The sequence below is a fragment of the Mediterraneibacter hominis genome (assembly GCF_014287475.1).
In the GTDB taxonomy this organism is placed as follows: Bacteria; Bacillota; Clostridia; order Lachnospirales; family Lachnospiraceae; genus Mediterraneibacter; species Mediterraneibacter hominis.
In genome coordinates this window covers 1,454,796-1,469,503 of sequence record NZ_JACOPF010000001.1, presented here as the reverse complement: position 1 = coordinate 1,469,503, position 14,708 = coordinate 1,454,796, and the positions used below count along the sequence as shown (strand labels likewise).

13 protein-coding genes and 1 tRNA gene are annotated in these 14,708 nt (G+C 37.2%); 11 read left to right on the top strand and 3 right to left on the bottom strand.

What is annotated here, in order from left to right:
- Nucleotides 1–66 precede the first annotated feature (66 nt).
- On the bottom strand, nt 67–942 hold the full coding sequence (locus H8S37_RS07110) for a DegV family protein (RefSeq protein ID WP_186875298.1): 876 nt from the start codon (nt 940–942) through the stop codon (nt 67–69).
- Between the two features lie 154 nt (nt 943–1,096).
- Here H8S37_RS07110 and H8S37_RS07105 point away from each other — a divergent pair, with 154 nt between their 5' ends.
- The 3 genes from H8S37_RS07105 to H8S37_RS07095 all read left to right on the top strand — a co-directional run bounded on the left by H8S37_RS07105 (nt 1,097) and on the right by H8S37_RS07095 (nt 4,137).
- Nucleotides 1,097–1,711 carry a TetR/AcrR family transcriptional regulator gene (locus tag H8S37_RS07105; protein WP_186875297.1) on the top strand — a complete coding sequence of 205 codons (615 nt, stop codon included), beginning with the start codon at nt 1,097–1,099 and terminating at the stop codon, nt 1,709–1,711.
- Nucleotides 1,708–2,625 carry an NAD(P)-dependent oxidoreductase gene (locus H8S37_RS07100; protein WP_186875296.1) on the top strand — a complete coding sequence of 306 codons (918 nt, stop codon included), beginning with the start codon at nt 1,708–1,710 and terminating at the stop codon, nt 2,623–2,625. Before H8S37_RS07105 ends, H8S37_RS07100 begins: the two co-directional genes overlap by 4 nt.
- A gap of 195 nt (nt 2,626–2,820) precedes the next feature.
- Nucleotides 2,821–4,137 carry a hypothetical protein gene (locus tag H8S37_RS07095; RefSeq protein ID WP_186875295.1) on the top strand — a complete coding sequence of 439 codons (1,317 nt, stop codon included), beginning with the start codon at nt 2,821–2,823 and terminating at the stop codon, nt 4,135–4,137.
- A gap of 749 nt (nt 4,138–4,886) precedes the next feature.
- Here H8S37_RS07095 and H8S37_RS07090 read toward each other — a convergent pair.
- Nucleotides 4,887–5,105 (bottom strand): helix-turn-helix domain-containing protein, encoded by a 219-nt coding sequence (locus H8S37_RS07090; RefSeq protein ID WP_186875294.1) that lies wholly within the window; start codon nt 5,103–5,105, stop codon nt 4,887–4,889.
- Nucleotides 5,106–5,224: 119 nt separating this feature from the next.
- On the opposite strand from H8S37_RS07090, the gene H8S37_RS07085 reads away from it, so the two are divergent.
- The 4 genes from H8S37_RS07085 to H8S37_RS07070 all read left to right on the top strand — a co-directional run bounded on the left by H8S37_RS07085 (nt 5,225) and on the right by H8S37_RS07070 (nt 9,516).
- Nucleotides 5,225–6,004 carry a zinc ribbon domain-containing protein gene (locus H8S37_RS07085; RefSeq protein ID WP_186875293.1) on the top strand — a complete coding sequence of 260 codons (780 nt, stop codon included), beginning with the start codon at nt 5,225–5,227 and terminating at the stop codon, nt 6,002–6,004.
- Between the two features lie 137 nt (nt 6,005–6,141).
- The gene (locus H8S37_RS07080; RefSeq protein ID WP_186875292.1) at nt 6,142–6,639 is read left to right on the top strand and encodes a hypothetical protein; all 498 of its coding nucleotides are present in this window, start codon (nt 6,142–6,144) and stop codon (nt 6,637–6,639) included.
- Between the two features lie 289 nt (nt 6,640–6,928).
- Nucleotides 6,929–8,080, top strand: a complete 1,152-nt coding sequence (locus tag H8S37_RS07075; protein ID WP_186875291.1) for a hypothetical protein — start codon at nt 6,929–6,931, stop codon at nt 8,078–8,080.
- A gap of 188 nt (nt 8,081–8,268) precedes the next feature.
- Nucleotides 8,269–9,516, top strand: a complete 1,248-nt coding sequence (locus H8S37_RS07070; protein WP_186875290.1) for a tyrosine-type recombinase/integrase — start codon at nt 8,269–8,271, stop codon at nt 9,514–9,516.
- 59 nt (nt 9,517–9,575) lie between these two features.
- On the opposite strand, the gene H8S37_RS07065 is transcribed toward H8S37_RS07070, so the two are convergent.
- Nucleotides 9,576–9,659 (bottom strand) — tRNA-Leu (locus tag H8S37_RS07065).
- A gap of 191 nt (nt 9,660–9,850) precedes the next feature.
- Between H8S37_RS07065 and H8S37_RS07060 the strand changes: the two genes are divergently transcribed.
- The 4 genes from H8S37_RS07060 (at nt 9,851) to H8S37_RS07045 (ending at nt 14,687) form a co-directional block, all read left to right on the top strand.
- The gene (locus H8S37_RS07060; protein WP_186875289.1) at nt 9,851–10,297 is read left to right on the top strand and encodes a GNAT family N-acetyltransferase; all 447 of its coding nucleotides are present in this window, start codon (nt 9,851–9,853) and stop codon (nt 10,295–10,297) included.
- A gap of 307 nt (nt 10,298–10,604) precedes the next feature.
- Nucleotides 10,605–11,054, top strand: coding sequence for a MarR family winged helix-turn-helix transcriptional regulator (locus H8S37_RS07055; RefSeq protein WP_186875288.1), 450 nt, complete (start codon nt 10,605–10,607; stop codon nt 11,052–11,054).
- The gene (locus H8S37_RS07050) at nt 11,048–12,799 is read left to right on the top strand and encodes an ABC transporter ATP-binding protein (protein ID WP_186875287.1); all 1,752 of its coding nucleotides are present in this window, start codon (nt 11,048–11,050) and stop codon (nt 12,797–12,799) included. Before H8S37_RS07055 ends, H8S37_RS07050 begins: the two co-directional genes overlap by 7 nt.
- Nucleotides 12,792–14,687, top strand: a complete 1,896-nt coding sequence (locus H8S37_RS07045; RefSeq protein WP_243207078.1) for an ABC transporter ATP-binding protein — start codon at nt 12,792–12,794, stop codon at nt 14,685–14,687. The genes H8S37_RS07050 and H8S37_RS07045 overlap by 8 nt, the downstream gene beginning before the upstream one ends.
- Nucleotides 14,688–14,708: the final 21 nt, after the last annotated feature.

The window sequence follows — 14,708 nt, the reverse complement described above, 5'->3', positions numbered from 1 at the left end:
AAAGTCCTTCGGACTGACCTACGATATAGAAAATAGAAGAAAGTGTGGAATCGATAGTTATTTTTATCAGAGATGTACGCGGAAAATACCGATTCCTACAGCTCCCGGGCCGGTATGGCACCCGATGCTCATTGTCAGAGGGGCAGATTTTAATTCCATGTCTGGAAAATGCTGTTTCATTTCAGATTTAAAATAAGAGAGCCTGTCTTCATCTATCAGCGTAGTTGCAATTCCAGTCTGTATAAGTCCCTTCTTATGCAGCTCGGCAAAACGGGTATCTAAATCCTTCTGCACTTCTTTACACATTGCCTTAAATGCGGCTTTCATTCCCCTTGTTTTAGAGCAGGCGTCCAGCTTGTCTCCCTGTATGGTGAGCACAGGCTTTAAGTTCAGCACAGTTCCTATAGCTGCTGCCGCTGCTGTAATACGTCCTCCCTTTTTTAAGTATTCTAGTGTATCAACAGCGATATAAATACTTGCGTCTAAGCTTTCTGCTTCCAGAAGCTGTTTGATTTCTTTTCCGCCGGCGCCAGATTCGGCAAGAAACCTTGCATCGTATACAGACTGTTCCTGAGTAATGGAAATTCTATGATTATCGACGACATGTACTTTTCCATTATAAGGCTCCTCTTGTGAGAGTACAGAGGCAGTCTGGCAGGAATTTGAAAGTCCGCTGGACATAGGGATAAATACGATCTCTTCATATGATTTTAATAAGGAATCCCACATCTGGGTGACTTCTCCAGGCGAAGGCTGTGAGGTTGTTGCGGAAGCGCCTTGTGAAAGTTTTTCATAAAATTCTGCGGGAGTAATATCATATCCCTCATAATAAGTACGCCCGTCTATCAGAATGGGCATAGAAATGACATGAATTCCCTGTGCATTTCCTTCCTGTGGCATAATCCCACTGTTGCTGTCTGTCATAATGGCAATTTTTGGCATGTTCAATCTTCCTTTAATTAAAATTTTCTGTAACCTTACAGGTTGAATGTTATTTTAACAGGTGTTAAAATTATAGCAAAATGTATATTTAATAACAAGAAACAATAATTTGAAAATGTAAGCTAATTATACAGATTGGAGAATATGTAAGGAAATGGAAGACAAACGTATCAGAAAGACAAAGAGAAATCTGAAAGATACTCTTGTAGAGCTTCTCATGGAGGTTCCATTTGAACAGATTTCTATTACAGAATTATGTAAAAGGGCAGATATAAGCCGTATTACATTTTATTCCCATTACAGTGATAAGTATGCACTGGTAGATGAGATTTTCGCAGATATGACAGAGATCGGTACTATAGATTACCGGCGCAGGCAGAAGGAGAATAACCCCAATCGGGATTTGGTGATAGGATATATTAATGTATTGGACAGTATTCTCTCTATTTATTACGACAGGTTTGAGTTCTTCCAACACACCAATCCGGATAGAAACCCGTATCTTGCATTTGCATTTTATAATATTGTCCTGGATACGGTAGAACTCCATACAAGCAGAATTCAGAAAGCAAATCTGGAATTAAAGTATTCTCCGCGGAAAATAGCAGGCTTCGTCTGTTTTGGAATTCTTGGCTTTATCAATGAGTGTCATAAAACAAAAACACCGTTGGCTAAGATTAAGAAAGAGGCAAGAGGACTTCTTGCAGATATTTTAAAGTCAGATGTTGTAGTGAAGAAAAAAGAGGATGAAAAGGAGAAAAAGAGATGAAAAGAAAAAAGGTGAAAAAATTAGTGGCAATTCAACCAGTATCTTTTTTAGAAGAAGGGAAAGAAGCAGTTAAGGCATATTGTGAGGACGTTGTATTTTATGATACGGAACCGGAGGATGACGCAGAGATTATCCGGCGAATCGCAGATGCGGACGCTGTGTTTGTAAGCTATAATCGTACCATAGGGGCAAAAATTTTATCTGCGTGTCCGAATGTCAAATACATTGGAATGTGCTGCAGCTTATATTCAGAAACGAGTTCTAATGTAGACATTATATATGCAAGAGCACATGGAATAAAGGTGACGGGGATCCGTGACTACGGTGATGAAGGGGTGGCAGAATATGTGGCGGCAAAGCTAATCGGCAGACTTCACGGAATGGACGGACATGCTCCCTTACTGGGAGAGTGCTCGGAAGTATCCGGAGTGAAAGTAGGAATATTGGGAATGGGAGCAAGTGCACAGGCAGTAGCACGCGTGCTTTCCTTTTTGGGAGCAGATATTTACTATTATAGCCGGTCGAGAAAAGAAGAAATAGAGACGAAAAATGGATATACATACTGCAATTTGGAGGAACTGCTTGCAGGATGCAATGTAATCTGCAGCTGCCTAAGTAAGAATGTTACACTTCTCTATGAAAAAGAGTTCGAACAGATGGGAGAGAATAAAATCCTGTTTAATACGGCTCTGAGTCCATGCTATGAACCAGAGGCGATGAAAAAATGGCTGGAAAAGAAAAATACCTGGTACTTCTGTGATACCCTCATGGGCGTAGGAGAGGAAGAACTCTTAAGATATGACAATGTAAACTGCCAGAAGAAATCCTCCGGTATGACAAAACAGGCAGTAGAAAGACTCAACAGGAAGGTGCTGAAAAATCTGGAAGAATATTGTAAGGAATTGGAGGATTAGGAAAGAGGTACTCTTCGCCTCTGCTCTGACGGTTGGCATAATGGGCGCGCAGACTGTATCGGCTTTCGCAGCGCCGTATACGGAAGAAGGGGCAGGCAAACAGGTTGGCCTGTCTACAGAACAGTTTCAGATTACTGGGGGGGGGGCGAAACTAAGAATACAGAAAATTTAGGTGTAGATGACGAGAATTTGGAATTGGATTTGAAATTTTCTGACGGCTCGGGTGTGCAGATAGCGCCTTCTGACGAAATAGAAGGCATATGGGATACGGAAATTACGTTAAAAGACGCGGACACAGAGCTGGCCGTACCGGAAACCATTATGCTGTACCGTCTGAATGAAGAAACAGGGGAACTGGTGGAGGACATGAATGCGTACCGTCCGGGAGGGACTGTCTATATACCACTGCCGGACTGGGATGTAAAAAGCGGTACAGATTACGGAAGGGTTTGGAAAACGATGAATCTGTATGACATATTTGTTCAGGAAATGGTAGAGCAGTCGGACGGAGTGCCATCTTCCCGCGAGGTTTCGTTTGAGATAATAAGCGGAAAAGAGCAGGTGGAAAGTATTTTCTACATAGTGGACGAGAGGCTTGAAGAATACGGAATTGGCTGTGTGAAGATAGAACTGGCGGAGGACCCCGTTTTCTTTGATGAAGCGCTCTCATTTGGGATACGTGTGGAGCAGTTGAACAAAAACACCATTTTTGGCAGAGCAAATGCAGATAGACTGCCGCCGCAATATGCTCCGCTGGCAAGTGGCCTGTCAGCGCAGTATCTTCCGGAAGTGCTGAGCTGCCTTACGGATATGGCGAAAGAAGAAGGGGTGCCGGGAGCAGAGAGGTTAGGAGAAGAGTCTGTACAGGAAGCAGTGATAGAAGGGCGGATATTCCTGACGAATCCGGTAATTTTAAAAACTGACTCTCCGGTTATCCTCGAGGGCGCAGGATACGGGATAAAGGGTATAGAACAGGGGCAGAGCTATGCAAAAGACAGTGTGATTCGTGTGGAGGCAGAAGGTTCGGGCTTGGACAATGACGCACCGAGCGAAGGTGCTGTCCGTTACCTTCCGGCCAGATGGGAGATTACAAAGGATACGGCTGGGATAAGGAGCGGGTTCTGGCAGGAGGACGGCCCTTTTACGATAGAGGAGACAACAGAAGGACTTGAACCAGGGAAATATGTGCTCACCGTAGAATTTGACTACCAGATTTATGAGGAGTCTGACGGAGGCTGGACAACTGCGCAGAAGATAGAAAAGAAGACCACTTTTGCGGTAGAAGGCGCTCCGGATGAAACAAATCCACAGGAGAGTGGCAATGACGGTGGCAGGGACGCACAGAAAGAGACTCCGGTGCAGACCGCTGATTCTATAAAGGACAAGGAAACAAAAAAATCCCCGCATACAGGGGATGAGAATAGTATGTGGAGTATATTGCTCTATGGCGGACTGTTATGTATTGCAGGAACCGGAATTATAAGAGTTAAATCACATAGAAAAAAAGCATGACGAATGCGCAAGAGGGAATGATAATCGCAGATACAAAAGAGAAAACAGCGGGGCAGCGAAGTCTAATGACGAGTTAAGGAATTTTTATATTGCTATTTGTACAAAAAATCCTAATTCTTTAAAAAAGAATTAGGATTTTTAATATCTTTACTACTATAAAAAGCATATCACTTTATTGATGAAATGCGGAAGAAGAGACTTGAACTCTCACAGGACATCAAAAATACCGTAAGAAAGGGGCGTTCCGCACATCATCCGTCCTTAGGTAATCAAAAAGGTAATCAAAATGTACCCCGGAGCATTTACATTTTAATATGAAACTATAAATATACATATATCAAGGTGTGTTTGTTATCCACATCTTTCCTTATTTTCTGCTGTCCGAACGTACTTCCGAACTATGTGTATTTCAACTTTGGATAAATACATTATCGTTTTAAAACACCATTTTACTTATATCACTAATTTATGAGCAGAAAGTCAAATCGATTTCTTATTTTTGTTTACCTCATTATAATATGAATTTGGCAGCAGATGATTACTAGTAATATATTATCTACATACATAACTGAACGTAGAATATTATTCCGAACCATTTTGCTTTTCGTTTCATTTCAAAAAGTCCGCAAAATCAAGCTTTTCTCTGCGTCTCTTTTTGTGAAATCTATACATAACATTTATGAAATCCTTATAAACAGCTCATTTTACCGAACTCACTCTATTTTTTTCTAATGATTATCTCCACATATTTATAACGGTTGGTCTGTATCTGAAGGAATATACCGGGCTATTTCACAGATATCACAATTTAAAATGCGGCAAAGATCATTAATAGTTGTTGTATTTAAGGGTTTGTTGTTTCTCAATTTATCAATGATTGAACTGGAAATATGATGTTTATTTATAAGTGTATATGTTGTTTCTTGAGACAACTTTAATGTTTTCCAAAATGGACTATATTCAATCATATAAACCACTCCTTATATGATATATCATATTGTGTGGTCTTATAATTGACTATGGTCTGTAAAAAGACTATAATTTATACGTAATGATATACAATAAAACAAACGGGGAGGAAGAAGTTATGACATTGATTAAATGTCCGGAATGTGGAAGGGAAATAAGTGATAAGGCTATTGAATGTCCGCAGTGTAAAACTAAATTAAAAGGAACAGAACCAGCAAAAAAGCTCTGCTTGGAATGCGGGGGAGAATTATCAAATGAAGAAAGTATATGTAGTAAATGTGGTTGTCCAGTTCTAACAGAAGAACAAATGAAGGGTGAAACAAAGAAGAATAAAAAGAAGAAGCAAAGTATTAAAATTACATTGATATGCTTAGGAATAATAGTTTTATTAGTGTACATTAGTTGTTTGTTTAAACAAGATAATATCTTCAAAGAGTATACTGATTTTATAGGAAAACAACAAGATACTTTACCAAACGATTTTAAGAAAGAAGAGATAATGGATGGCTATTGGATAGCAAAAAAGGAACTATATGCGGATGAGAATGAATTCCCAATGGTGGATAGTTCAATTGATTATATTTTTAGTGAAGAAGTGATAGCATATGATATAGAGCCAAATGAACTTTTTTCGATGTATTGGAATTTACATTATGATACTATCGCATTAAAAGATGTTGAGTATATTCAAGATATACTGAAAAAGACTTATGGAAACTATGATCAAAAACTAGAATTAGATAACAGTAGTGATGAATTTAGTTATGAGAATTATAATTTTATATGTGAGCGTTATATATGGGAAAATGAGAATGATTTAGAGATTTTTCTTGATGTAGAAAAGGAAGGAGAGGAATTTTCATCTATTGAGATAAGTTGGAGACAGAGAATAATTTAGGGATTTTTCTTGATGTAGAAAAAGAAGGAAAGTATTTTTCGTTTGTTAGGATTTTTAACATATAAAAGCGTGTTATAACTTAAGAAATTATGTATAATAGGTATTGCATAAATTTACAAGAAATGGAGAAAGGAAAAATGTTAACTGAAAAACAAAAAGAATACCAAAAAAGATACGATAAGAAAATCAAAATGATTTCTGTGAAATATACCAAATCTGATATGAATGATTATCATAGATTAAAAGAATATCTTAAGAAAACAGGTAAAACAACGAACAGTTTCATTAAAGAATTAGTAAATGACTTTTTTGAACACGAGAAATATATAATAAATGACAAACGGATAGCAGAATATTTTGCTGGTTATTGTGATGAAACTTTATTAGATAAATTAGAAAAAGTAGTAGGCAGAAAGAAATTCGATATGATTACAGATTACTATCGGGATACTATTGAATCGGAATTAAATGCCGCATATGAGGATAAAGGATGTTATTTTGGAGAATGGATAGAGCAATTCTTAGCAGATATTGAATCTGGCGATATCGATATAAACGTAGCAGATGAAGAATTTAATAAAATAATTGAATGTAGTATATCAAATAATGTGGGTGAGGTTGCGTATTATTGTTAATCTCATAGCATAATTTGGTTAATTTGTCAAGTGTAGCAAATTCTCAAATAGGTATTACATAGTTTTCTTTTTGGGCACAATATATAGAATGGTGATTCTATATATTGTGCTTTTGTTCGTTTGGGCTTTAATAAAAAACTAAAAATTTCATCTTCAAACAGAGAATAAAAAAGTGAAGCAAAAATTCAATCAGAATTTAGCGATCACTTTTTTGAGGGGGTGTTAATTTTATAGATTGCTCGATTCTGATTTTCACATAGATAATTTTATATTTAACGGAGGATATTTAATGGACAAAAAACTATTTGAAAGAATCGGAATTGATCGCACAGAGGTTAAGGGATTCCACATTAAATCTCTTGATTTCAAAAAACTCAGAAAACACCAAAGCGTTACTTTAGAGGAACATGGAGATATTGAACATCAATTAGAAAATGGCAGCAGTTTCGCAAAACTCAAAATTACAGATAATAAATATTTTGGTACTTTCTTCATTGGAACACAAAAACGAAACACCTCTTATATTCTATATACTCGTATGGATATTACTATACAAGATAGAAACTATGGTAATTTGTGTAACTCAACTATGGTTCAATATAAAGAACGACTCATTCAAATCCAACAATATCTATCAGACGAATATGGCATTATTGTTGATATCAGCGAGTTGCGATTAAGCACATTAGAAATTAACTGTACATTTGAAATCAAACATTATTTCCACAAATACCATAGAGCCCTAAATCTCATGATGTATAATCTACCTGATACATACGGTAAAATTTCTGAATACAAAAAGAAAGACAAAACTAATGTACGTTTTGAATCCGAGACTTTCTATCGTGGAAATCAGCGAATGCAAATTAAAATCTATGATAAAAAGAGACAACTTCATGATGCCGGAATTTGTTCTATAGATCAACATGTCATGCGGATCGAGTTTGTATTAAAAACGGCTGCAAAAATAAAGGAAGTATTTGGAACGAATAAGGTAAATTTGTTTACGGATTCCATGATTACTAATTTTTACAATTATCAATTTTATAAGTTGTTTGTACACAAATATCAAATATGGAGACAACATAATAGTCAGTTTCTTCATCAAATGATAATAAAGCATAAAAAAAATAGTCCTAAAAACTGGCAACGTAATTTATTAACAGAATGCCGGAATATAGAATTACAAAATCGTATTCCTGTCATTTTGGAAATTGAGGATTTATTTGAACAAATTAAACTACTGGATAAAAGTGGTCATTATGCCCGCACAAAAACTTCAATTCTCAAAAAAATGAACAGTGAAGATGTATACTTGCAACATGATGCCCAGAAAGTTCAAGAAATACTAACTACAGTATATAAAATATATAAAAATATGAATATCTCCGAAAATTCATTTAGAAAATCGCCAAAATGTGGCGAACTCATCAAATATTGACATACTGAAATTACGGTGTTTTCAAGAGGTTTTACACTAAATAAGTATTTAAATCTCTTTAGAATAACAATAGGAGATGTAGAATTATAGATAGACAATTAGAAGATAAAAATTTCGATATAGAAATATTGAACGCAGCCATTAGCAATGGTATTATTAACTATGATGATGTGCGGACAAAATTAGAGATGAAGAATTATCAGGAAATATTAAAATCGCACGAATATAAAATTTGGCAAGGTAACAATAGATTCTGGTATACATACCTTCCTGATACCACCAAAAAGAATAACAGGAGGTTAATCAAACGGAAAACTGAAAAAGAACTGAATACAGTAATTGTAGAATATTATCGCAAGACTAGAAAAAAAGAGGACATGACACTTGAATCGTTATACTCTGAATGGTTGAATTATTATAAGGCACATACCACTAAAACAGCCTCGGTTAAGCGATATAGTACGGAATGGATACGATACTATATATCTGATCCTATTATCAAACAGCCACTTAAAAATCTTACAAAGCTCATGTTAGATGAATGGGTTCATAATGCCATTCAACGGTATCATATGACTAAAAAGCAATATTATACAATGTCTTTCATTATCAGAAATTGTATGAGTTATGCTGAAGAGAATGGTTATCTTCAAGAGAATATTTTTGCTAAAGTAAAAGTAAATTCTAAAATGTTCCGAAAGGTACAGAAGAAACCCGACTATACACAAGTGTATTTAGCTCATGAACAGCCGCTTATTATTAAAGAGGCTTGGAAAGATTATAATAGGAATCCCGAAAATACAATACCATTAGCGGTGGTACTCATGTTTTATCTTGCTGTACGCCCGGGAGAAATTGTTGCACTCAAAGAAAGTGACTTTTGCAATGGTGTTTTATCCGTTCAGCGAATGGAATCTGGTGAGTTTGAAGAAATTGAGCCGGGTAAATATACCAGAGTTTCCCGTGGTGTTGCAGAGCATACGAAAACAGATGCAGGCGATAGAGATATACCCCTCATAAAAAAAGCTATTGATATTATTACCCTTGTAATGAAAATAAATAAGGAGCATGGTAACTCAGGTGGTTATCTTTTTCTTAATAATGGTGAACGTATCAAAGAATCTGGAGTATCTTGGAGATTAGAGAAATATTGTAATCATGTGAATATTCCTTATAGAAGCCCTCATAAGATACGCAAAACTGCAATTTCATCCATGATTGACGGAGGGATGAATATTAATACCATTCGTAAATTTGTTGGTCACGAAGATGAAAGAACAACATACAATAATTACTGCTATGACAGAAGAACCTCTGAACAAGTTCTAAATCAATTAGAAAATGCACTGGATAATAATACCACTGTGAATATTTTGCCTTTTGTTAGTATAGATAAAAAGCAGGTAATCACAGGTAATCAAATTCAAGTCGGATAATTAAGCATAAAAAAACAAGAAACCTTAGATTTACTGTGGTTTCTTGTTTATGTCTGCAATGCGGAAGAAGAGACTTGAACTCTCACAGGATTAACTCCCACTAGAACCTGAATCTAGCGCGTCTGCCATTCCGCCACTTCCGCCCGACAAAAAATATCTTATCATAACCGAATTATTTTGTAAACCCCTAAATTTAATTTTTAACATAGTTTTTCAGCCATAGAAAATGAAAGAAGTTCTGTATGTATTATGCTATAATAAAAACATTCCAAATAAGATAGATGAAGTACAATATTTCTAAATGATATACATGTGATAAGGAGGCATTTATGAAATGGAAATCAGACAATTGAATATGCAGAATGAAAAAGAAATTATGGAGATAATAAAAGATGCGTTTGCAGTTGATCCCTGGTATGATAATTGGGATGATGAAGAAATATTTCATCTTTATATTTTGGACGTAATAGGGAACGTAAATTCTTTGGCATTGGGACTGTATGAAGGGAATGAATTAGTAGGAGTATCATTAGGCAGGCTGAAACATTGGTTTAATGGAACAGAATACTGTATAGATGATTTTTGTATTCGCTCCTCCTGCCAGGGAAAAGGTGCGGGTTCCTTATTTTTAAAAATGTTAAGAGTATATGGCAGAAGAAAGAACTATAAGAAAATAACTTTGCGTACGAAAAGGACAGCTTCGGCATATGAGTTTTATAAGAAAAACGGTTTCAGAGAGATAGAAGAAGATGTATTTTTCAGTATGGAATGTAATATATAAATTTAACGAAGCAACAAGTAGCGTGAAGTCGGTTCTGTTCTGTCTGAAATTATAAACTTAAGCTGGCGAAAGTGTAAGCGAGGGAGGGAGTGTGTTGCAAAAGTGAGGAATTCCGGCGAAGCCCTGACGAACGTTGCAATACACTCCCTCTTGCGCAGATCGTTTTCGTCAATTAACTTTATAATTTTCCCTCTTGACATTTATTATTTGTGGTTTTAAAATGTTGTATGTCAAACAGTTTGATTTCGTACAGTTTGAAATAAAACAAAATAGATGGAAAATACAATCTGTTGTATTGGGAGAAAAAATGAAGAAAAAATATGTGGGTATGGAGATAAGAGCCCTGGATAATTTAATCAAAAGGTTTATTGACAACAGTATAAATAGGGAACGTCTCGTTCAAGTGACTGGATCTAATGGATGGATTATTGGCTATCTGTGGGAAAACAGAGAGAAGGACATCTATCAAAAAGATTTGGAATCAGAATTTCATGTGACTCGTTCTACAGCGTCCAAGGTTGTAAACCTGATGGTTGAAAAAGGGTTGATAATTCGCGAAAATGTGCATACAGATGCACGACTGAAGAAGCTGGTATTGACAGAAAAAGCAATAAAGATGGCAGAGGAGATGGAAGAAGGACATGAACGGATTGAGAGACAGATAATTAAGGGATTTTCAAAAGAAGAACTTAAACAATTTTATTCTTACTTGGAAAGGCTGAAGAAAAATGTAGAACAGGAGGAGCAGGTATGGTAAAAATTTTATCCAGAAGTATACGAGAATATAAAAAAGAATCTATTCAGGCGCCGATTCTGGTTGCACTGGAAGTGGTAATGGAAGTAGTTATTCCACTTCTGATGGCAAATTTGATTGATTATGGAATTGAAAAAGGGGATATGGGATATATATGGAAGATGGGACTGGCGCTTTTAGTGGCAGCTTTTTTATCCCTCTTTTTCGGAGTCGGGGCTGGAAAGGCAGCAGCATACGCTTCAGCAGGATTTGCGAAAAACCTAAGAAAAGATATGTACTATAATGTGCAGAATTTTTCGTTTTCAAATATTGATAAATTTTCTACATCTAGTATTGTGACAAGACTGACTACGGATGTGACAAATGTGCAGATGGCATATCAGATGATTATCCGAATGGCGATACGTTCTCCATTTATGCTGGTATTTTCTTTGTTCTGCGCTTTTAAGGTAGATGCGCAGCTCTCTTTAATATTTGTAGGATGTATTCCAATTCTTGGCATTGGACTGTATGTAATTATGACACGTGTACATCCGATTTTTAAAAGGGTATTTAAAACATATGATAAGCTGAACAATGTTGTACAAGAGAATCTGAGAGGTATTCGGGTCGTCAAATCATTTGTAAGAGAAGATTACGAACGGGAGAAATTCGGAAGTATTTCTGCACAGATATATAAAGATTTTTCCAAGGCAGAGAAAATGCTTGCATTTAATATGCCGCTTATGCAGTTCTGTATGTATGTCTGTCTGATTCTTCTGTCGTGGTTTGGGGCGAAGGCGATTGTATCAAGCGGCGGAAATCCAAACACTGGTCTAAGTACAGGAGAGCTGATGAGCCTGATTACGTACACAATGCAGATTTTAATGAGCTTGATGATGCTTTCTATGGTATTTGTTATGATTGTTATGTCCAAAGCATCAGCAGAAAGAATTGCGGAGGTGCTGACAGAAGAAAGTGATTTGAAAAATGGCAGTAATCCAGTAATGGAAGTGCCGGACGGTTCAATTGAATTTGAACATGTAGCATTTAGTTATTCGAATAAGGCGCATAAAAAATGCCTGGATGATATACATTTAAAAATTTCATCCGGAGAAACGATTGGAATTATCGGAGGAACCGGGACTTCAAAATCTACATTGGTACAGTTGATTCCTCGCCTGTATGATGTGACAGAAGGCAAAATAAAGGTCGGCGGAAGAAATGTAAGAGAGTATGATCTGGAAGTTTTAAGGGACAATGTGGCTATGGTACTGCAAAAAAATGAACTGTTTTCTGGTACAATCAAAGAAAATTTGAGATGGGGAAATGAACATGCTACAGAGGAAGAAATCAGGCATGCGTGCAAGCTGTCTCAGGCAGACGATTTTATAGCAGGTTTCCCTGATGGATATGACACATATATTGAGCAGGGAGGCACAAATGTTTCGGGAGGACAGAAGCAAAGACTGTGTATAGCAAGGGCTCTTCTAAAAAAACCGAAAATATTGATTTTAGATGATTCTACGAGTGCTGTGGATACAAAGACAGATGCCATGATAAGAAAAGCATTTCTCGAAGAAATTCCGCATACGACAAAAATCATTATTGCACAGAGAATATCCTCTGTACAGGATGCGGACAGAATTATTGTGATGGATGATGGGAAAATCAGTGGTATCGGTACCCACGAAGAACTGGTTAAAAACAATGCAATTTATCGCGAAGTATACGAATCACAGCAGAAAGGAGGCGGCAAGGATGAATAAGAACAAAGGACAGCAGTTAGATTTAAAGACATTAAAACGTCTTATGTCATATCTGAAGGACTATAAAAAACGTTTCATATTTGTATTGATCTGTATTGCCTTAAATGCAGGCGCAATGGTGGCGGCGTCCTTGTTTTTACAGGTGCTTATAGACGACTATATCACGCCGCTTCTTTCGGACGCTTCACCAGGATTTTCCGCCTTGTTCCACGTATTGATAATACTGGCGGGAATTTATTTAATTGGGATACTGGCGTCTTTATTTTACAGCCGGACAATGGCGGTAATATCGCAGGGGATTTTAAAAGAGATCAGAGATGAAATGTTCTCCCATATGCAGACATTACCGATTAAATATTTTGATACACATTCCCATGGGGATGTAATGAGCCATTATACAAATGATACAGATACCTTGAGGCAGATGATTTCTCAGAGTGTTCCGCAGCTTTTTTCTTCTATTATTACGATTGTAGCCGTATTTTTTGCAATGCTTTCGATCAGTATATGGCTAACCTTATTTGTAATCATCCTGATTGTAGTAATTATGAAAGTTGTTTCTGGGATTGCAGGAAAAAGCGGGAAATATTTTGTACGCCAACAGGAGGCGATCGGGGATGTCAACGGATATATTGAAGAAATGATTAACGGGCAGAAAGTCGTAAAAGTTTTTTGCTATGAAGAGAAAGCAAAAGAGAAATTTAATGCAAAAAATGAAGCGCTTTGCGAACAATCGTCTAAGGCATTTACTTATGCAAATATTTTGATGCCGGCGATGAATAATTTAGGCTATGTGTTGTATGTGATGGTTGCCATAGTAGGAGGAGCAATGGGAATTGCAGGACTGGTGAACGTCAGTCTGACAGGGCTTGGAGTTCTTTCTCTTGGAATGATTGCTTCCTTTTTACAGTTATCCCGCAGCTTTATCCAGCCTCTCGGGCAGGTTTCCCAGCAGTTAAGTGCAATTATTATGGCGCTGGCAGGGGCGAAACGTATCTTTGAGCTTATTGATGAAGAGAGCGAACAGGATAACGGTTATGTGACATTGGTAAATGCGCAATATAAAGATGGTATTTTGAGGGAGGCAGATAAACGGACAGGATTATGGGCGTGGAAGCATCCGCATGAGGACGGAACTCTGACTTATACGGAATTAAAAGGTGAAGTACAGATGTTCGATGTAGACTTTGGCTACGAAGAAAATAAAGTGGTACTGCACAACATTACCTTGTATGCGAAGCCGGGACAGAAGGTGGCATTTGTAGGCGCTACTGGTGCAGGTAAGACAACGATTACGAATCTGATTAACCGTTTTTATGACATTGCGGACGGAAAAATCCGGTATGACGGCATTAATATCAACAAAATCAGAAAATCCGATTTGAGGCGTTCTCTTGGAATTGTACTCCAGGATGTAAATTTATTTACAGGGACTGTAATGGAAAATCTCAGATACGGGAAGCTGGACGCCACAGAGGAGGAGTGTATTGCAGCGGCAAAGCTTGCCAATGCAGACAGCTTTATCCGGATGCTGCCGGATGGATATGACACAGTGCTCTCTGGTGACGGAAGCGGACTCTCCCAGGGACAGAGGCAGTTGATTTCTATCGCGCGTGCAGCGGTGGCAGATCCGCCGGTTATGATACTGGATGAAGCGACGTCGTCTATAGATACCCGTACGGAGGCGATTGTACAGCGGGGAATGGATTCTCTGATGCAGGGAAGAACTGTATTCGTGATTGCCCACAGATTGTCTACTGTTCAGAATTCAGATGTGATTATGGTATTGGAGCTAGGCAGAATCATCGAGAGAGGAAGCCATGAGGAATTAATTGAAAAACGAGGAAAATACTATCAGCTCTATACAGGAGCATTTGAATTATCTTGAATATAATATGTTCAATATCAT

Coding starts and splice junctions, on each gene's coding strand:
- H8S37_RS07105 (WP_186875297.1), top strand. CDS start 1,097: ATGGAAGACAAACGTATCAGAAAGACAAAGAGAAATCTGAAAGATACT.
- H8S37_RS07060 (WP_186875289.1), top strand. CDS start 9,851: ATGGAAATCAGACAATTGAATATGCAGAATGAAAAAGAAATTATGGAG.
- H8S37_RS07055 (WP_186875288.1), top strand. CDS start 10,605: ATGAAGAAAAAATATGTGGGTATGGAGATAAGAGCCCTGGATAATTTA.
- H8S37_RS07090 (WP_186875294.1), bottom strand. CDS start 5,105: ATGATTGAATATAGTCCATTTTGGAAAACATTAAAGTTGTCTCAAGAA.
- H8S37_RS07110 (WP_186875298.1), bottom strand. CDS start 942: ATGCCAAAAATTGCCATTATGACAGACAGCAACAGTGGGATTATGCCA.
- H8S37_RS07080 (WP_186875292.1), top strand. CDS start 6,142: ATGTTAACTGAAAAACAAAAAGAATACCAAAAAAGATACGATAAGAAA.
- H8S37_RS07085 (WP_186875293.1), top strand. CDS start 5,225: ATGACATTGATTAAATGTCCGGAATGTGGAAGGGAAATAAGTGATAAG.
- H8S37_RS07075 (WP_186875291.1), top strand. CDS start 6,929: ATGGACAAAAAACTATTTGAAAGAATCGGAATTGATCGCACAGAGGTT.
- H8S37_RS07050 (WP_186875287.1), top strand. CDS start 11,048: ATGGTAAAAATTTTATCCAGAAGTATACGAGAATATAAAAAAGAATCT.
- H8S37_RS07100 (WP_186875296.1), top strand. CDS start 1,708: ATGAAAAGAAAAAAGGTGAAAAAATTAGTGGCAATTCAACCAGTATCT.
- H8S37_RS07070 (WP_186875290.1), top strand. CDS start 8,269: ATGAAGAATTATCAGGAAATATTAAAATCGCACGAATATAAAATTTGG.
- H8S37_RS07045 (WP_243207078.1), top strand. CDS start 12,792: ATGAATAAGAACAAAGGACAGCAGTTAGATTTAAAGACATTAAAACGT.